This window comes from uncultured Pedobacter sp., assembly GCF_913776295.1.
Lineage (GTDB): Bacteria > Bacteroidota > Bacteroidia > Sphingobacteriales > Sphingobacteriaceae > Pedobacter.
In genome coordinates this window covers 15,861-35,671 of sequence record NZ_CAJYOJ010000081.1, presented here as the reverse complement: position 1 = coordinate 35,671, position 19,811 = coordinate 15,861, and the positions used below count along the sequence as shown (strand labels likewise).

Sequence of the window (19,811 nt, the reverse complement as noted above, 5' to 3'; positions counted from 1 at the left end):
CGTTCTACTTAAGTCCGGCCTAACAAATTTTTCGGACTCCACCGACCAAGCCCTATTACTGGCTTTGAAAGAAAAATTCTCAGCCGGCATTTTTTGTTACTTTTTGATGCCAAAAAGTAAGAGCCCTTCGGCGGCGGCGGACCTGTACCGATTTTTCATCGGTAGCCGAGGCAAGACTGTGCTGTATGGCATAAGAAATCAGTTACGTCATTTATATTGATTTTTATACCATAAATTATTCCTCAGGATGACGGCCATCGAGAAAAAGCACGTTACTTCACCGCAGTAAAAAATTCTTCCTTTTCTGTAGTATGTGATTTAATTACATTGGTCAGAATTAAATTAACCAATACTTTTTGGGCCTTGCGATATGAACTGCGCAGCAATTTGCTAAATTCTTTTAAAGTGATCTTTTCGTTCAGTTCCAGGTATTCGAGCAGTTTTTTTTCGTTATCAGAATAGGATATGAGCACGCCCTTGTTTTTGTATTCCTGTTTAAGCACTTCAAGAATGATCCGGCTGGCTAAAACGCTTTTATCATCAATGCGGATATAAGCCCACCATTTTTTCTGATGATCCAGTGCATAGTGCGGTTTGGTATCGCTTTCGGGAATCTCAACTACCAAAACCAGTTTATCATCCACATAAATTTCTTCGAAGTGCGGTTCTATAGCCGGTTTGCAGAACTGATGTGCAGCAGTCAAGATCATATATTTTTCTTCTTCTTCTGATTTTACACCCTTAATAGCACCATCGTCTGCAACGCCGATCAATAACTTCCCTCCTTTATTATTGGCGAAAGCAACCAAACTCTTCGCTATTTTCTCGGTACTGGTAATGGTTTTCTTAAAATCGAGCATCACGCCCTCACCCTGCAAAATTAAACTCTTAATACTCGGCATAATCTAAAAAATTAGTAAGCAACCCTGGGTTCTTCACCCTGATGCAGGTTTCGGATGTATACTTCATTCATAACAGTTGCGCACAGTTCGCCATGCTTATTGGTGATTTCCATAGGGTAAGCTTTTACAAACTTTCCAACTGTTTTTAAAGCGTGTTCAGCTTCATTAATCATATCATCCGTTACACGTATGGTAAAATATAAGGTCGAACGTCCGGGTTTTAAATATTGTATGGAGGCGCTTTTTAACCAAACACGAACTTTGAACCCCCGACGTTGCATCAACTGATCAAACAATAGGGCATAAAATGGATCAGTCGCGGCATAAATGGTACCTCCAAAAATAGAACCGTTGTAATTTTTATTCAGAAAACTCTTACTCAGTTTAACCGTACAGCCTCTAAATTCATTTTCAAATTTCTGAACCCAAATGCGTTGAAAAAATAGGGGTGGGTAAAAACGCATTACCCACTTAAGGGTATTTTGAGAAATAATCATACTTACTAATATCCGAAAGTTTTATCACGTTTTAAAGTTTAAAGGATTTTGTTTTAGTCATATTTTCTGCAATTTATTGATAGGTCTGGTTATCATCCCATTGTTGAGACTTTTCTGAAAATCGTTATTTTTACTCAAGTTATTCTGAAATTAACATGTTTTTAGGCATAACTATAATAGATTGCATTACAGTGTTTTAAAGAAAATTAAAATCTATCGCAAAAAACATGTAATCATCTCGGTAAGCACTTAACAGTCCATTATTCATTAACGCAAAATATTCTTTTTTTAGAAAAAAAAATAAAACTAAATGATGATCAGGTTGTTTTGGATGATAGATAACATTGAAAACTATGAAAAAAATAATTTTAAGTCTTGCTTTTGCAGGTTCTCTTATGATAGCCACTTCAGCATGCAATTCGTCAAAAAATATGGCTGGTTCATCAGACAGTACCAGAACGGATTCGACAACTACGGCACCAATGGATACAACATCCAAAACTACGCCGGACACGACAACAAAAATGCCACCTGACACGACAAAAAAAAATCCTACGATGTAGCATCTTAAAAGCCACCCACGAACAGGGTGGCTTTTATTTTTAGAAATCTATTTTAAATATTTGTGTTATTGTGTACTTTCAGCGCTTAAACCAAATAATTAGATGGATCATCAAACAAAAACCAACAGCCGAAATGTAATTTTCTTAGTGATCGTAGCTGCTTTGGGCTATTTCGTGGATATCTACGACCTTGTTCTGTTCTCTGTAGTGCGGGTAAAAAGTTTTACCGACATCGGTGTTTCCGCAGCACACATGCGAACAGAAGGTGAGTATGTTATCAATATGCAAATGTTTGGTTTGTTGCTCGGAGGTTTACTCTGGGGAATCATAGGCGATAAATACGGCAGGATCAAAGTATTGTTCGGATCAATTTTGATGTATTCGCTTGCAAATATAGCCAATGGTTTTGCCACTGATGTGCATAGCTATGCCATTATCAGGTTTATAGCAGGCATTGGTTTGGCAGGGGAGTTAGGCGCTGGTATTACCCTCGTTACCGAAACCATGGATAAAGAAAAACGGGGCTACGGTACCATGGTGGTTGCTGGCATCGGTTTACTGGGCGCAGCGGCAGCCGCTACCATTGGAAAACATTTTACCTGGCAAACCTCTTATTTTGTTGGTGGTGGTATGGGCCTGCTGTTACTGCTCCTGCGTGTAGGTACCTTCGAATCGGGTATGTTTAAACATGCGGAGCAGGATCAAGAGGTTTCGAAAGGTAATTTTTTTATGCTATTCTCCGATCGTAAACGATTCTTGAAATACCTGGCCTGCATCTGCCTGGGGCTTCCATTATGGTTTATAGTAGGTATCTTGGTAACGCAGTCGCCAGAAATAGGCAAAGCATTGGGTGCTAAGGACGCATTGAATGCGGGCACCGGCATTATGTATACCTATTTCGGCATAGCCATTGGCGATGTGGTGTGTGGGGTACTGGCACAGGTTCTAAGATCACGCAAGAAAACAGTGCTTATTTTCCAAAGTTTATCTGTAATTACGGTACTGGTTTATTTAACCAGTAAAGGTTTAACCGAAAGTAATTTTATCTTAATTTGCCTGTTTATGGGCTTTGCGGTTGGCTATTGGGCAACATTTGTAACGATTGCTGCAGAACAGTTTGGTACAAACATCCGTTCAACGGTTACCACTACCGCACCGAACTTTGTACGCGGTGCGTTAATTCCAATCACCTTTGTTTTCGAATTTTTTGTACATTGTTACAACATTGTTTCGGCCGGTTTTATTGTGATGGGCATAGTCACCGTCATTGCCATGATTTCCGTTGCCTACTTAAAAGAGAGCTTTAATAAAGACCTCAACTATCTGGAACATTAGTGTTAGTAAGGCGGTACTAAAAATCAATGTCAACCAAATGTACTATATAAATATAAATCAAGATAGCTGCTTGAATAGCTTTAAATTTGTATGGAAATAGAAAAAATCATCATGTTCAAAGAAGAAGTAGCAGCAAGTTATAAGCAAATACAGGATGAAATTTGCAGGGGATTGGAAATCGCCGACGGTAAAGGCAGGTTTGAAGAAGAACTTTGGGAAAGAAATGGCGGGGGTGGGGGGCGTACCCGGATTATGCAGAGCGGTGCGATCATTGAAAAAGGTGGTGTAAATTTTTCAGCTGTACATGGTAAGCTACCAGAATCGGTAAAAAAAGCTTTTAACGTAACCGAAGAAGATTTTTTTGCTACGGGCGTTTCCATCGTGATCCATCCCAATCATCCACTGGTGCCTATTATTCATATGAACATCCGTTATTTTGAACTCAATGAGGAAACGCGTTGGTTTGGCGGCGGTATTGATTTAACACCTCATTATGTTTTTGAAAATGATGCCCGTTTTTTTCACCACAAATTAAAGCAGGCTTGCGATGATTTCAGCGCTGAATTTTATCCGAAGTTTAAAACACAGGCAGATGACTATTTCTTTATCAAACACCGAGAAGAAACCCGTGGTATTGGGGGGATTTTTTACGATCGCCTGAAACCTGAAAACACCCAGCTTTCCTGGGAACAGATTTTAGATTTTTCTATCAATGTGGGCGAAACATTTTTACCGGTTTATACGGAATTAATTGACCGAAACCGCGATAAAGAATTTACTGAAGCGCACAAAGAATGGCAGTATCAACGCCGTAGCCGTTATGTAGAATTCAACCTGGTATATGATTCCGGAACCAAATTCGGACTGGAAACCAATGGCCGGATTGAGTCTATTTTAATGAGTTTACCACCACAGGCCAACTGGGGCTATAATGTTCAGCCAGCGGTAGATTCGGAAGAACATAAAACTTTGCAATTGCTTAAAAAAGGAATTAACTGGGTTTAAGTTAAAATTGTCGTTGCCCTAAACCGATAACTTTCGTTCGACTGAAGCGCAGCGCAATGCCCGCCTGCCCGTACAGGCGGGGAGAGATCTATTTTTACATTTATTGAGTTTATTGCCTATTAAAACAAAGTCAGCGGCGCTGATACCTCATGAAAACCAGCTTTTAGTTTGCCGGTTCTAAAATCATTTACGATAGTGTGCGCCAAGCGTGTAGGTTCAGGGATGCGGTAATTTCCAATGCAGTTTTTTAGGATAGACAAGCTTTGATCGGCTGTAATCAGATGACCTGCAGACACATAAACAGGAGCACAGTTAATCTTAGTGCGTAAAGCAAAACCTAAGGTTTCGCCATGGCTGTTAATTTCTGCAATGCTTAATTTTTTGTTTTCAGGAACATGGTTTTCGCCATATAAAAGGCTTTTGGCACAGCCTATTGTTGCCTGATTAGCCAAAATGCCGAAATGCGAAGCAACACCCATACGCCTTGGGTGTAAAATACCATTTCCATCCAGCACCACAACATCTGGTTTATGTTTAATCGATTCCCACACTTTTAATAAGGCAGGCACTTCTTTAAAGCCTAAAAAACCGGGTTTATAGGGGAAATTGGTTTCGTAAGTTGCCAAAGCGAAAGCTTTCAGTACCATATCCGGATAACTGAGAATCACCATTCCGGCGTACATGGTAGCACTATTTTTGTTGAAAGAAATATCAGCACCAGCAATCGTTTTAATATTATTGAGCTGCTGAAACTTTAATTGTCTGGCGAGTTCGATCTGATAAGCGGTAGCTTCTTCAAAATTGTAATGGTCGTACATGTTTTCAGTACAGTTAAAGAAGCAAATTTGTTTTGATTAAGCTCGTTGAAAAGGAGAGGAGTAATTTCAGAAAAATTTTAGCGGTTGATAATCCGCTAAATCAACAGCATGCGTTCTGGGAGAATCTCTCCAGCTTACAGACCGGTTTTTCTTTGGACCCTCGCGATATTGACCAGTTGCTTGTTCAGTTAAAAAAGAAAATAAGAAAAAATGATGGTTCGGAAAAACAACTTCCTCATCTTTCATCAAAGGAATTTCATTTAACTCTTTACTGATTTCACTGATCAAACGAAATGGCTCCGAGCTAAAAATCGGCATACCCTTAAAATGGAGTAGTTTTGCGCGATCGTCGGCAAAAAATTCCACCAAGCGATCTGTTTTAAACTCCATAGATATCCCTGAATCCATGAATGTAGTGGAAACATCATCACGATCATTGCCAATAGTTTCCTCCAGCGCATCAAGTGCAATTTTTAGATCTTCTTCGCTGAAAAATTCGCTGAATTGTTTAGCTGTATCCTGAAAATCCCGTCTCCGTTGTTCAAGATTTTCATTTTCTTCGGCTATAATTTTTCCCAATATTTTGTCATATGGCTGTATATCAGATTTCTCCATCAAAAAATGAATAGGGCCTAAACCTTTTAATGGTAATAATTCCCAAAACGATTGCAAATCTAATTGATTCATATTTAAATGTAATTAATTATCGTTTATAGTGTACTGGAAAGACGTGGATAAGCAAAAGGAATCAAAAGATTTTGTTGCCGTCGTTGTTATTGAAAAAAGTATAAGAACCTTTTCTAAAGTAAATAGTCCTAATGGATTGAGGACTATTTACTTTAATCGGAAAAACTATTCCTCCCAGGCAATAGGAACGTAGATCGTTACATAACCGTCAGCGCCTATCATCTCCGGAGATAAAGTTACGGTGACAGATCCATAACCCGTCCAGTTTCCCTGACCTCTTTCTGCGCTGAACTCATAGGTTCCTGCAGGTAAACCATTCATTATACCTGGTAATTGATAAGGTAAAAATGTTCCGGACGAAGATGGCCCATTTTCAACATAATAATCCTCGCCGGTTTCCTGATTATAAATGGTAAAACCTGGTGATTCTGTGGATGCTGAAGTGGTTACACTGCCATCAAGATTTCGGTATCCCAAACGAACATGGTAAGTGGCTACCTGAGCTTTTGTGCCGCTAACTGGTTTCGGTAATTCTGGTGTGGCATATGTGGCGAGAGATGCAACACCCAACACAAGCATACAAATTGAAATGATCTTTTTCATGATAAATGGTTTTAGTATAAAGTAAATATCCTAAAATATTTTCAGTAACATATTAAATCAGGATTATAAAAGTATTAATTAAAATATTTCAAAGTAATCTTAATACTAATGCTTAGTGGTATACATTATACAAATTGTTAATTTTTGAATTTATCATTTGAATATAACTTGCTTAATTAAAGGTGTTTAAGTTTGATATACTTAATGAAACCATTGATTCTTTTGATAATTAAAATGATGGGATATGGCTTTTGTTTTCATTTCGATACCATAAATGTGTAATAACTATTGAAGTACTATTAATTTTCAATACTTTAGCTATTTTAGGGATATACCAGAATTAAACCTCAAATGAGCAGTATAGCCTTCTTTGATATTGAACTAAACGCAAATGGCAAGCAATTGCTTGATATTGGCTGTGTTTTATCAGATGGGCTGGGCTTTCATAAAAACCAGCCTCAGGAATTTATAGCGTTTATTGAAAGGTGTGATTTTATTTGCGGGCATAATATTATAGCACACGATATAGCTTACCTACAAGCGCATTTTGGTCATGCTGAATGGGGTCTTGATAAGGCTATCGATACGCTTTTGTTATCACCTTTATTGTTTCCGAGGCAGCCTTACCACCGTCTGCTTAAGGATGATAAAGTTCAAACTGAAGAAAAAAACAATCCGTTAAATGATGCCAAAAAAGCCAGAGATCTGTTTTATGATGAATTAAGCGCTTTTAGAACGCTTGATGACACATTTAAGATGATATTATATGGTCTTTTGTATGATCAAACTGGCTTCGATAATTTTTTCAGGTACCTTGATTATTCCCCACAAGGGAATAGAGAACAGCTGAAGAACAATATCAGCACCTTATTTCAAGGTAAGATCTGCACAGAAAGTGAAGTTGATCATTTTATAGATACAACTCCTGTTGCTTTGGCTTATGCTTTGGCTTTGCTTCATTGTGATGATCGGTTTTCTATCACGCCACCCTGGGTATTGAAAAACTACCCGGATGTGGAGCGCTTGCTCTTTTTGTTGCGAAATAATCCCTGTTTGCGCGGATGCGATTATTGCAGGCAAGCTCACGATCCGTTGTTGGCACTAAAAAAGCATTTTGGTTTTTCTGGTTTTCGCAAATATGGTGATGAACCGCTGCAGGAAGATGCCGTTAGGGCAGCTATCCGGGGCGAATCTATTTTGGCTGTATTTCCAACGGGAGGCGGTAAGTCTATTACTTTCCAGATACCTGCATTAATGAGTGGCGAAAATGCAAAAGCTTTAACAGTGGTAATTGCACCCTTACAATCTCTGATGAAAGACCAGGTAGATAACCTGGAAAAGAAAGATATCACCGAAGCCGTTACCATCAACGGGATGTTAGATCCTATGGATCGCAGAGAGGCCGTTAAGCGTATAGAAAATGGACATGCAAGCTTATTGTACATTTCTCCCGAGTCGCTACGCTCAGTTACTATAGAACAATTGCTGCTCAAAAGAAAAATTGCCCGATTTGTTATCGACGAAGCGCATTGTTTCTCCTCCTGGGGACAGGATTTCCGGGTAGACTATTTATATATTGGTGATTTTATCAAAAACCTGCAGCAAAAGAAAGGACTTGATTATACTATTCCGGTATCATGCTTTACCGCAACTGCAAAACAAAAGGTAATTGAAGACATCAGGTTTTATTTTAAGGATAAATTACGACTTGATTTAAAGGTATTCCGGGCCGAAGCTTCACGCACCAATTTACACTATCGGGTTTATCAACGTGATAACGAAGAGGAAAAATACAATCAGCTTAGGGATATCATTGAGGAAAAGAATTGTCCTACAATTATTTATGTATCACGTACAAAAAGGGCCAGAAAGTTAGCCGAAAAGCTACATCATGATGGATTTGTAGCCAAAGCCTACCACGGCAAAATGGAGAAAGACGAAAAATCTAAAAATCAAAATGCCTTTATGAGTGGTGAAATCAACATTATGGTAGCCACATCTGCCTTTGGGATGGGGGTAGACAAAAGTGATGTAGGTGCAGTTATCCATTACGACATTTCTGACTCACTGGAGAATTATGTACAGGAGGCCGGAAGGGCAGGGCGTGATGAACAGATACAGGCTGATTGCTTTATACTTTTTAGTGAAGAAGACCTGGATAAACACTTCATCCTCCTCAATCAAACCAAAATTAGCAGCAAGGAGATTAATCAGGTATGGAAAGCCATAAAGGAATTAACCAGATCAAGGGACAAGGCTTCTAATTCGGCACTGGAGATAGCCAGGCTGGCAGGCTGGGACGATAGCATCAGTGAGATTGAAACAAGGGTGACCACTGCTATCGCTGCCCTGGAGGATGCTGGCTATTTGAAGCGTGGGCAAAACATGCCGCGCGTTTTTGCCACCAGTATTCTAAGTAACAATGCCCAGGAGGCCATCGAGCAGATTTATGCATCAGAAAAATTTTCCGAAAAACAGCGTGATAATGCTGAGCGGATCATTAAAAAACTTTTTTCGAGCAAAAGTAAAAGATTATCAACTGACGAGGCGGCGGAGTCTCGAATAGATTACATATCCGATCAATTGGGGATTGACAAAAAACAAGTTATTCGTGCGATTGAACTGATGCGTGATGAAAACATATTAGCCCACACGAAAGACCTTACGGCTTTTGTCAAAAAAACCGAATCTGCCAGCAGATCACTCGCCATTGTAGAAAGTTTTAGAAAACAGGAAGAACTTTTATTATCACAGTTAAAAAATGGAGAAGATGCTTATTATTTAAAGGAGATCATTGAGGTATTTTTAAATTCCGGCATCAAAGATAGTTCGCTTAACCGGTTAAAGACCATTATTAATTTCTGGGCGATACAAAAATGGATCAGTCGCCGCAATCTGGAACACACAAAAAACCATATGCAGATCGCTTTGCTGGTGGATAAATCAGCCTTTATCGAAAAGCAGGAAAGGCTGCATCTGCTCGCCAGAATCATTACAGAATACTTGCACAAAAAAGCATCAGCACTCCTCAAATCGGATAACAAGGAAGAGGATGACGTATTGATTGAATTTTCCGTACAGGAACTTAAGGAGCTGGTTAAAAAGGAGCAGGGTATGTTTTCGATAAAAGCTGATACCGATGATATTGAAGACAGTCTTTTTTACCTGTCTCGCATAGGGGCCATTAAAATCGAAGGAGGTTTTATGGTTGTACATCATAAGCTTACCATTGAGCGCATTGAAAAGAATAACCGGATACAATATAAGGAAAGTGACTACGATAAGTTAAAACAGTTTTATCAGCAAAAAGTACAACAGATCCATATCGTGGGGGAGTACGCTCAAAAAATGATCCGTAACTATAACGAAGCGCTAAAATTTGTAGACGATTATTTCAAGCTAAACTATCCTTCCTTCCTTTCAAAATATTTCCCCGGCAGCAGGCAGGACGAAATAAAACGGACACTTACGCCTGCAAAATTCATGAAATTATTTGGTGCGCTTTCGCCAACACAATTAAAAATTATTAACGATACCAGTAGCCAGTATATTGTTGTAGCTGCTGGACCCGGAAGTGGTAAAACAAAGTTATTGGTACATAAGCTGGCTTCTTTGCTGATGGCCGAGGATGTAAAACATGAGCAGCTGCTGATGCTTACATTTTCACGTGCAGCGGCTACAGAATTTAAGAAGCGGCTGATGGAACTCATTGGCAATGCAGCCCATTATACCGAAATAAACACTTTCCATTCGTATTGCTTTGATCTGTTAGGTAGGGTAGGTAGCTTGACGGCTTCTGAAAACATCATACAAGTGGCAGTTGACAAAATTAAGGCCGGAGAGATAGAGCCTTTCAGGATCACTAAAACAGTATTAGTGGTAGATGAGGCTCAGGACATGAACAAAGAAGAATATGAGCTGATTCAGGCCTTGATGCAGCAAAATGAAGATATGCGGGTGATATTGGTTGGCGATGATGATCAGAATATCTATGGTTTTAGAGGAGCAGATGCCGCCTATATGCAAGCACTTATTACTGAAAAAGAGGCCATTAAATATGAGCTTACGCTTAACTACCGTAGCAAAAACAATATTGTATGGTTATCCAATCAATGGGTAGCAACCATCAGCCACAGGCTCAAAACCGAGCCTTGCTTTGCCAGCGCGCATCAAAATGGACGGATCCATATTACCCAATATGCCCAAAACCACATAGTTGTTCCATTAGCTGATAGTATAGCTACAGCAGAACTATCTGGATCTACCTGTGTGCTTACTCAAACCAATGAAGAAGCAACCTTGCTTTGTAGTTTACTCTTGCAAAAAGGGGTGAAGGCTAAACTTATTCAGTCAAATGATGGCTTCAACCTCCAAAATTTATATGAGCTACGACTTTTTTCTGATATGATTGATGCCTATTCAGATAGCCCACTGGTAACAGATGAAGAATGGACTGAAGCCAGGCGACGTATAATTGATTATATCCAAACCAGTGCGCAGCAAGAACTTGTCAATGCTGTAATCTGTGCATTTGAAGAGGTAAATAACGCCAAAAAGTACAAGAGCGACTGGAAAGCATTTCTTTTTGAATCTAAAGTAGAAAATTTTATAAATATTGATGCTGTAACGGTATACGTTTCCACTATCCATAAAGCAAAAGGCAAGGAATTTGACAATTTATACCTTTTATTGCAGCATTTCAACCCCCTTAATGATCAGCACAAGCGGCAATTTTATGTAGCCATTACCAGAGCTAAAACCAATCTTAGTATACATTATCAAGGTCAATATCTCCAGCCTTTTGCTGCAAACGGACTTATTTACACGAATGATGATAATCAATACCCTGAACTGCGCCAAATAACCATGCATCTCACCCTTAGAGATGTACAATTGGGCTACTTCGAATATATACAGAACCGCATCAGTTCAATGTTTAGCGGTTTGCGTTTGCAGCCTTCAGATGAAGGATTGAAAAATGCCCAAGGTGAGCTTATCGTTAAATATTCACAAAAGTTCAAAACTGTGCTACAAGAACGCCTTGATCAAGGATTTAAAATAACGGCTGCGAAAATAAATTTTCTAGTGTATTGGAAGGACGAGGAAAAACAAACGGAATCTAAGATTGTATTGCCATCGTTGTTATTGAAAAAAGTGTAAGAATTGTAGTTATAAAACGGTGATGTAACCAATATTTTCTATCAGAATATATGTCTTATAATTAATATTATGTTAATTTGATATTCCCAACTCCATCTTGTTAAGTAATATTTACAGCATCAATTATAATTCCTGAAGTTTTCTGTTTAGCTCCTGGACTTTGTCCGTAGCTTTCTTTTTATTATAGATATCAATCAGTAACTGAACTGTTTTTTTGTCGTTCGGATTAATTTCATTTGCACGTTGTAAAGCGAATTGCGCATGGTTAATTAACCCATTATATTTTGCGGCTTTATCCGCATCATTTTTACTCAAAGTTTCGTTAGCAGTATTGATATACGCTAAACTGAGCTGGTACAGTGCATCAAAATAATTCTGATCGGTTGATAAAGCCTTTTCGTAAGCTAAAATCGCTGTAGCATTGTTTCCGCCTACCTGTTGCAGGTATCCATAAAGAAAATACAGCAATTTATTTCCTTTTTCTACTTTTAAATTGCGCTCGATTAAGCCTTGTGCCTTGTTAAAATTTTCCGTATCCAGTAACAGATTGATATAATCGTTGGTTAAAAAATGGTTAAACGGATTAAGCAGCAGTCCGTCTTCGAGGGTTTTAATTGCGGTTTCATTTTCAGATTTAACCACATACATTTGTGCCATTTTCTGAAAAACAGATGGATTTTTTATTCCATTTTCTTTAGCGCGCTTAAAATAGGTTAAAGCTTCATCATAGGCCTGGATATTTAAGGCACAGATGGCTGTGTTCAAGGCTAATGTAGTATCGGCGGGGAAATTGTCTCCAACCTCTTTTAAATCAGTAAACGCTTCTTTAAAATCGTTATTGAAAAACGCTTCGTTGCCTTTTTCTTGTTTTTTGATCAGGATGTTGTGGTTAGAAGCTTTGATGAGGCCTGAATTGTCGTCATATCGGTCGAGTGATTTCGCTTTGGCTACCGCTTCAATCGCATTATCGTAATATTTGTTGGCATTGTTCGGATCGGTATCAATTAAAGCGGCAAACGACATCAGATAGGATTTTATCGACCAGGTTTCGGCCCATTTTTTTGTTTTATTATCTTTCTCCGCTGATTCAATGGCCTTTAATCCTTCATTTATAATACCCAATTGCTTTTTTTCATCCTCTTTATTGGCAATAGACGCCTGCAGTTTACCAACCGCATTTCGGGCGATTAAAATCTGGCTTTTTTGGGCCATAGCGTTGACAGAGATGAAAATTAAAGCTATTAATGATATTTTAAAGCACTTTTGCATAAGCCAAAATAATATAGTAAACCATAATAAACCATAAAAATAAAGATAAAAAAAAGAGCCCCGAAATTTCAGGACTCTTTTTTTAAGATTGATATCAGAATTATTGTTTAGGCAACGCGTCTAAACGTTTCTTGATATCTTCATAATTTTTAGTATCGTTTCTAAAGGCATAGATCGTTTTCAACGTTTCTAACGCACCTTCATTATTAGCATCAACTTCTAAAGCTTTTTTGTAAAAAGGAAGAGATTTATCTAACAAGGCATTCATTTTACCGGTTACTTCGTTAAATTCTTTCACTTTTTTCGAGTCAATTTTATTTCTATCAGCCTGTAATTTTAGGGCCTGGCTGAAATAGATATTACCTAATAAAACCTGATAGTTAGCATTGTTTGGCTCTTTCGCAGCCAATGCAGTTAACATCTGCTCAGATTTTGCAACATCACCCCTATTGATATAAATCTGTGTTTCAGTTTTGATCCAGTCTGTATTTTCAGGAAATTTTGCAGTTGCTTCTTTAATTAAGGCTAAAGCAGCTGTCGTATCTTTTTGCTTGCTTAAGGTCGCATTGAGAATCTCAGTGTATAAATCTTTAGACTGTGGTGAATTTAAAGAGATCACTTTTTTAAATTGAGTGATCATCGCTGGATAATCCTCAATATTTCTGGCTGCAATCCCTGCATTTAGATACATTGCCGTATCCTGTGGGTTAATTACAGTGGCAGCCACAAATTTTTCGTAAGCTGTTTTGTAATCTTTTTTATTATAGGCAATTACACCACCATTTCTAATGGCGTTGCTCACATTGAGCTCTGCTGAGCTAATATTATCTTTTTCTGCTCCCTTGGTATCCAGTTTCTTTGCTTCAACAATAGCATCCTGAGCAATTTTCAGATTTGCATCAGCGTTTGCAGTACTGGTCGAATCTAAAATTGCCGCAGAAGAAGCGAATAAAGCACGGTATGACCAGGCTTCAGGCATCACTTTAGATTTTTCATCAGCAATGGCTTTATCTGTGTGGGCTAAACCTTTTGCTAAAGCTTCAAGTTTCTTTGCTAATGGAGTTGATGCACTTGAATTGGTGATCTGGAATAAATTCCAATCATTTTTTGCGGCATTAACCTCACTTTTCTGAGCAAATGCAGCGCTTACCGCACCCGCTAAAACTATACTTAGAAATACTCTTTTCATAATTTTTATTCTAATCTTATTTTTAGTTTAATTTTCTTCTTCCGCTTCGTTATCTGATTCGGCATCATCGTCTTCAGTATCATCGGCTTCTGGTGTAGTATCTGCTTCCAGTTCTTCTCCATCTGTAACTACAACATCCGTTAAATCTACTGTTTCTTCTTCATCTTCCTCGTGATCGATTTTCGTTACCGAAGCAATCTCGTCATCACCTTTTAATGAAATTAAACGAACCCCTTGTGTGGCACGACCCATTACCCTCAGCGCTGAAACCGGAATCCTGATAACAATGCCTGAACGGTTAATGATCATTAAATCCTCGCTATCAGTAACGTCTTTTATAGAAACTAATTGTCCGGTTTTTTCCGTAACGTTAATTGTTTTTACCCCTTTACCACCACGGTTGGTTACACGGTAATCTTCAATATCAGTACGTTTACCGTATCCTTTTTCTGATACTACTAACACCGTAACTTCAGGATTGTTTACAGCAATCATGCCAACAACCTCATCCTGATCGTGTGCAAGTCTAACCCCACGTACGCCGGTAGCTGTTCTACCCATCGGACGAACGGTTTTTTCATTGAAACGGATGGCCCTGCCTGAGCGCAATGCCATTACAATCTCGCTTTCGCCATTGGTTAAACAAGCTTCTAACAAGATATCACCTTCGTTAATGTTAATGGCATTAATACCATTTACACGCGGGCGTGAATAAGCTTCAAGAGAAGTTTTCTTAATGGTACCTTTTTTGGTACACATGATGATAAAATTGTTCTCTAAATATTCCTGGTCTTTAAGGTTTTTAACTTTGATATAAGCTTTAATTTTCTCTTCTTTCGGAATATTGATGATATTCTGTATCGCTCTGCCCTTGCTGGTTCGCGAACCTTCCGGAATTTCGTACACCCTTAGCCAGAAACACCTTCCGGCTTCGGTAAAGAATAACATATAATTGTGGTTGGTGGCCACCAGCATGTGCTCAATAAAATCTTCGTTTCTTGAGGTACTGCCTTTAGAGCCTTTACCACCCCTGCCCTGCGCTTTAAATTCGCTTGCCGGCGTACGTTTTACATAACCTTCATGAGAGATGGTAATCACCACTTCTTCATCATCGATGAAATCCTCCATGCTCATATCTTCAGCCGAGTGAACGATTGTGGTTTTACGCTCATCGCCGAACTTTTGTTTTACTTCTTCCAGCTCATCTTTAATGATTTTCATCCGTAAACCTTCATCTGCCAGGATAGCTTTCAAATAATCGATGGTTTTCATTAATTCAGCGTACTCTTCTTTGATCTTGTCACGTTCCAGTCCTGTTAAACGACGGAGTGTCATATCAAGAATAGCACGGGCCTGAAGGTCGCTTAGCCCGAATTTCTCCATTAAGCCTAAACGGGCCTCATCTGGTGTTTCAGAGGCGCGGATTAATTTAATTACTTCATCCAAATGATCCAGAGCAATTAAATAACCCTCTAAGATATGCGCCCGTTTTTCAGCCTCAGCCAACTCGTATCTGGTACGGCGAACAATTACATCATGGCGGTGATCCACAAAATGTACAATCAAATCTTTCAGATTTAACATTTGCGGACGGCCTTTTACCAGTGCAATGTTATTTACGCTGAAAGAGGTTTGTAAGGCAGTGTATTTATACAGGTTGTTTAAAACGATCGAAGCATTGGCATCGCGTTTGATTTCGTACACGATACGGATACCATCCTTGTTCGATTCGTCTTTGATATTGGCAATACCCTCCAGTTTTTTCTCACCTACCAGTTCAGCAGTACGCTCAATCATTTGTGCTTTGTTTACCTGGTAAGGAATTTCGGTAACAATAATGACTTCGCGGTCTTTAACGCTTTCGATTTCAGCTTTTGCACGCATTACAATACGCCCACGGCCGGTTTCAAATGCTTCTTTAACGCCGGTGTATCCGTAAATGATACCACCTGTAGGGAAATCAGGAGCTTTTACAAACTTCATTAATTCCTCTATGGTAATATCTCTATTGTCGATATAGTTTACTACCCCGTCGATTACTTCTGTTAAGTTGTGCGGCGCCATATTAGTGGCCATACCTACCGCAATACCAGAAGACCCGTTAACAAGTAAGTTAGGTATTTTCGCAGGTAAAACAGTTGGCTCTTGTAAAGTATCATCGAAGTTTAACTGAAAGTCTACTGTATCTTTATTGATATCGGCAAGCATTTCTTCCGCAATTTTCGAAAAACGTGCTTCTGTATAACGCATTGCCGCCGGCGAATCGCCATCAATGTGGCCAAAGTTTCCCTGACCATCTACCATAGGATAACGCAAGCTCCAATCCTGGGCCATACGTACCATGGTAAAATATACAGATGCATCACCATGCGGGTGATACTTACCTAAAACCTCCCCTACAATACGGGCAGATTTTTTATGTGGTTTATTGCTGGTTACACCAAGATCGAGCATACCATATAAAACACGGCGGTGTACCGGTTTTAATCCATCGCGTACATCAGGCAATGCCCTTGATACAATAACCGACATTGAATAATCAATGTAGGCCGATTTCATCTGCTCTTCTATGTTAATTGGAATGATTTTGTCGTTCTGCTGATTTTCTAAATCTTCTGCCATAAATTATTATTCTCGCTACTTAAAACGATATTAAAAAAAAGGGTGTTACTATAACCTTGCGAATTTAGCAAAATTTAGCCGGATTAAGGCATTGTGGAAAATTTTTGACCGTTGTTATAGGTTTTTTGCTTTTGGCCGGATTTTAAGTTATTGAAGGCCAGTTTAAGAGCTTTTAATCTAGAACCAGTCAGATTTTAGAAATCTAACTGGTTTGCCTGCCTGGATTGATGATTTTTTAGGAAATGCAGGGTACCGTGTAGTGGCGGTCCGCGTACCTCGCTGTGGGCTTTCCGCTATATCTTGTTTATGAACAGCGGTAGTGTATTATATGCTGATTTAAATCCCTCAGTTTTGTAGAACTAAAATTTACATTTTTGAGTAATTCTGATACTTTTGTTTTTCAACCTTTTAAAGATGGCAAACAACAAGAAATCTGCAATGAGTTTTATTATGGTTACCCTCCTGATTGATTTTACAGGTTTTGGGATCATTATCCCGGTATTACCAAAGCTTATACAGGACTTAACCGGCAGCGGTTTTGGTTTGTCGGCAGAATATGGAGGCTGGCTCACCCTCGCCTATGCATCAGTACAATTTCTAAGCGCTCCGATTATCGGTTCAATGAGCGACCGGTATGGAAGAAGACCCATTTTATTAAGTTCTTTGTTTGGTTTAGGTATCGATTATATCTTTTTAGCTTTCGCTCCTTCCATTGTATGGTTGTTTGTAGGTCGTATCATTGCAGGTATTACCGGTGCCAGTTTTACCACTGCCCAGGCTTACATTGCAGATGTTTCGGCTCCCGAAAAAAGGGCACAGAATTTTGGTTTGGTTGGTGCTGCTTTTGGTGTCGGGTTTATATTAGGACCGGTTTTAGGTGGTATTTTCAGCCACTTTGGCACCCGCGTTCCTTTTATGGTTGCGGCTGGTTTATCTTTAGTGAACTGGCTTTATGGCTATTTTATATTGCCGGAATCTTTACCAGCTGAGAAACGCAGGGCTTTTGACTGGAAAAGGGCAAATCCCATCGGTTCGTTGCGAAGTATTGGGAAATATCCGGCATTGGCGGGTTTAATGGCTACCTTGTTTTTGTTGTATTTTTCCAGTCATTCGGTTCAATCCAACTGGACATTCTATACCATGGAGAAATTTAACTGGGACGCGGCTTGGGTGGGTTATTCATTGGGCTTTGTAGGTTTGGTTATCGGAATTGTACAGGGTGGATTAATCAGGATCATTTTGCCTAAAATTGGTGAAAAGAAAGCCGTTTACTTCGGTCTGATTTTATATGTGATCGGCTTTGTCGCGTTTGCTTTCGCATCTAAAGGCTGGATGATGTTTGCCTTTATGCTTCCTTACGGCTTGGCTGGAATTGGTGGACCTGCGATGCAGGGACTGATCTCCAATCAGGTACCCGCCAATGCGCAGGGTGAAATGCAAGGTGTTTTAACCGGCTTGCAGAGTTTAGCAGCCATATTTGCGCCCTGGGTAATGACACATATTTTTGCGTATTTTATAGAGGGAAAAGCACCGGTTTATTTCCCCGGGGCACCGTTCATCTTAAGTGCGGTGTTAACTTTGGTCGGGTTGTTTATCTGTTTGAGAAGTTTGAAGAAATATCATTAATTGCAAAAAAGGCTTTATCTCAATAATAAAAAATCATCGCGACTTCGTTATCCTCCGAAACGATCATTTGGTTGGGATTAAAATTATTGCAATAACTCATTGGCTAAATTGGCCAGTTCGCTCCGCTCCCCTTTTTGCAAGGTAATGTGCGCGTAAAGCGGATGGTTTTTCGCATTTTCGATTAAATAAGATAGTCCATTACTTTCCGAGTCGAGATAAGGCGTATCGATCTGGTAAATATCACCTGTAAAAACAATCTTGGTATGTTCCCCTGCCCTCGAAATGATCGTTTTCACTTCATGTGGCGTTAAGTTCTGTGCTTCATCAATGATAAAGAAGATTTTGGTTAGGGTTCTGCCCCTGATAAAGGCCAATGGTGCAATGGCTATTTTTTCGGTCGTAATCAATTCCTCAATCTTTTCCGACATTTTATCATCTCCAGCAAACTGCTCTTTAATGAACCGTAAATTATCCCAAATGGGTGCCATAAAAGGGTCTGTTTTGGATTTTGCATCGCCCGGGAGGAAACCGATGTCTTTATTGCTCAACGAAACAATCGGGCGGGTAACATAAATCTGCCTGAAATTTTTACGCTGTTCTAAAGCGCTGGCCAGGGCCAGTAATGTTTTACCGGTTCCGGCATTGCCCTGTATGCTTACCAGCTTAATCTCCGGATCTAAAAGCGCATGGATAGCAAAGGCCTGCTCGATATTCTTAGGTTTTATGTTAAATACAGCATCAGTAGAAACTGCCGAAATCGTTTTTAAATAATGGTTATAAAATACATTCGCAGTTTTTCTCTTATTCTTTAAAACATAAAAATGATTGGCATTTTTGTGAGGTAAGGCTATTTCTCCCGCCTCAACAAATGATTGCTTTTTTACATGCTCTATAACTTCGACCGAAAAATCAGCTATTTCTGTCTTTCCGGCGTAGAGTTCATCTACATTTTTAATCTTACCGGTTTCGTAATCTTCTGCATTTAAACCGAGGGCCTTTGCTTTTAACCTCAGGCAGATATCTTTCGATACCAATATTACTTTTTTATCTGGGTATTCTTCTTTTAAACTTAAGGCTGCGTTTAAAATCTTGTGGTCAGTTTTTCCTTTACCGTACACTTCTTCAGCGTTTTTAATTAATGGCTTTTCATTTAAAACCACCTTAAATTTACCTGATTCCGAACTTTTTAGAGAAATCCAATCGCTGATGAGTTTTTGTTTAGAGGTTTCATCTATCAGCCGTATAAAACTTCTGGCTTCGAAATTTCGCGTATCACTACCGTTCTTAAAATGGTCAAGCTCTTCCAAAACCTCGATGGGAATGGCCACATCATGCTCTTGAAAGTTATTGATGGCATCATGATCATATAAAATAACAGAGGTATCTAAAACGAAAATTTTTTTTGATACACTGGAGATTGATTTACCTTTTTTGGCCATTTGGTAAATTTAATGTTTTAGGGATTAAATAAAGCAAATTCCTTTAAGGATATTTTAGCGCCTTACGACAGAAGATTGACCCTGAATCAAGTTCAG

General features: G+C 39.1%; 15 protein-coding genes. 5 read left to right on the top strand and 10 right to left on the bottom strand.

Annotation, left to right across the window (positions count from 1 at the left end):
* A partial coding sequence (locus QZ738_RS19450) for a hypothetical protein (RefSeq protein WP_293789691.1) occupies positions 1-220 on the top strand: 220 nt, incomplete at its 5' end.
* Between the two features lie 52 nt (positions 221-272).
* Here QZ738_RS19450 and QZ738_RS19445 read toward each other — a convergent pair.
* The 3 genes from QZ738_RS19445 to QZ738_RS19435 form a co-directional block, all read right to left on the bottom strand.
* The gene (locus QZ738_RS19445) at positions 273-902 is read right to left on the bottom strand and encodes a helix-turn-helix domain-containing protein (protein WP_293789689.1); all 630 of its coding nucleotides are present in this window, start codon (positions 900-902) and stop codon (positions 273-275) included.
* Positions 903-913: 11 nt separating this feature from the next.
* Positions 914-1,399, bottom strand: coding sequence for a DUF4442 domain-containing protein (locus tag QZ738_RS19440; RefSeq protein ID WP_293789687.1), 486 nt, complete (start codon positions 1,397-1,399; stop codon positions 914-916).
* Positions 1,400-1,595: 196 nt separating this feature from the next.
* The gene (locus tag QZ738_RS19435; protein WP_293789685.1) at positions 1,596-1,937 is read right to left on the bottom strand and encodes a hypothetical protein; all 342 of its coding nucleotides are present in this window, start codon (positions 1,935-1,937) and stop codon (positions 1,596-1,598) included.
* 127 nt (positions 1,938-2,064) lie between these two features.
* Here QZ738_RS19435 and QZ738_RS19430 point away from each other — a divergent pair, with 127 nt between their 5' ends.
* Positions 2,065-3,297 carry an MFS transporter gene (locus QZ738_RS19430; RefSeq protein WP_293789682.1) on the top strand — a complete coding sequence of 411 codons (1,233 nt, stop codon included), beginning with the start codon at positions 2,065-2,067 and terminating at the stop codon, positions 3,295-3,297.
* Positions 3,298-3,408: 111 nt separating this feature from the next.
* Complete coding sequence (gene hemF / locus QZ738_RS19425) at positions 3,409-4,302, top strand: oxygen-dependent coproporphyrinogen oxidase (protein WP_293789697.1); 894 nt, start codon at positions 3,409-3,411, stop codon at positions 4,300-4,302.
* A gap of 119 nt (positions 4,303-4,421) precedes the next feature.
* On the opposite strand, the gene QZ738_RS19420 is transcribed toward hemF, so the two are convergent.
* The 3 genes from QZ738_RS19420 to QZ738_RS19410 all read right to left on the bottom strand — a co-directional run bounded on the left by QZ738_RS19420 (position 4,422) and on the right by QZ738_RS19410 (position 6,410).
* Positions 4,422-5,120, bottom strand: coding sequence for an endonuclease V (locus tag QZ738_RS19420; protein ID WP_293789680.1), 699 nt, complete (start codon positions 5,118-5,120; stop codon positions 4,422-4,424).
* A gap of 66 nt (positions 5,121-5,186) precedes the next feature.
* Complete coding sequence (locus tag QZ738_RS19415; RefSeq protein ID WP_293789678.1) at positions 5,187-5,807, bottom strand: hypothetical protein; 621 nt, start codon at positions 5,805-5,807, stop codon at positions 5,187-5,189.
* A gap of 165 nt (positions 5,808-5,972) precedes the next feature.
* Positions 5,973-6,410: a hypothetical protein gene (locus QZ738_RS19410; protein ID WP_293789676.1), complete on the bottom strand. Its 438-nt coding sequence runs from the start codon at positions 6,408-6,410 to the stop codon at positions 5,973-5,975.
* A gap of 351 nt (positions 6,411-6,761) precedes the next feature.
* Between QZ738_RS19410 and QZ738_RS19405 the strand changes: the two genes are divergently transcribed.
* Positions 6,762-11,570 (top strand): RecQ family ATP-dependent DNA helicase, encoded by a 4,809-nt coding sequence (locus tag QZ738_RS19405; protein ID WP_293789674.1) that lies wholly within the window; start codon positions 6,762-6,764, stop codon positions 11,568-11,570.
* A 123-nt stretch (positions 11,571-11,693) separates the two neighbouring features.
* On the opposite strand, the gene QZ738_RS19400 is transcribed toward QZ738_RS19405, so the two are convergent.
* The 3 genes from QZ738_RS19400 to gyrA form a co-directional block, all read right to left on the bottom strand.
* Positions 11,694-12,782 (bottom strand): tetratricopeptide repeat protein, encoded by a 1,089-nt coding sequence (locus QZ738_RS19400; RefSeq protein ID WP_293789671.1) that lies wholly within the window; start codon positions 12,780-12,782, stop codon positions 11,694-11,696.
* A 157-nt stretch (positions 12,783-12,939) separates the two neighbouring features.
* A complete protein-coding gene (locus QZ738_RS19395; RefSeq protein WP_293789669.1) occupies positions 12,940-14,028 on the bottom strand; it encodes a lipopolysaccharide assembly protein LapB in 1,089 nt (362 codons plus the stop codon).
* Between the two features lie 27 nt (positions 14,029-14,055).
* Positions 14,056-16,650 carry a DNA gyrase subunit A gene (gene gyrA, locus QZ738_RS19390; RefSeq protein WP_293789667.1) on the bottom strand — a complete coding sequence of 865 codons (2,595 nt, stop codon included), beginning with the start codon at positions 16,648-16,650 and terminating at the stop codon, positions 14,056-14,058.
* 414 nt (positions 16,651-17,064) lie between these two features.
* Between gyrA and QZ738_RS19385 the strand changes: the two genes are divergently transcribed.
* Entirely contained in the window at positions 17,065-18,276 is a 1,212-nt protein-coding gene (locus QZ738_RS19385; RefSeq protein WP_293789665.1) for a TCR/Tet family MFS transporter, read from the top strand.
* Positions 18,277-18,359: 83 nt separating this feature from the next.
* On the opposite strand, the gene QZ738_RS19380 is transcribed toward QZ738_RS19385, so the two are convergent.
* The gene (locus tag QZ738_RS19380; protein ID WP_293789663.1) at positions 18,360-19,715 is read right to left on the bottom strand and encodes a PhoH family protein; all 1,356 of its coding nucleotides are present in this window, start codon (positions 19,713-19,715) and stop codon (positions 18,360-18,362) included.
* Positions 19,716-19,811: the final 96 nt, after the last annotated feature.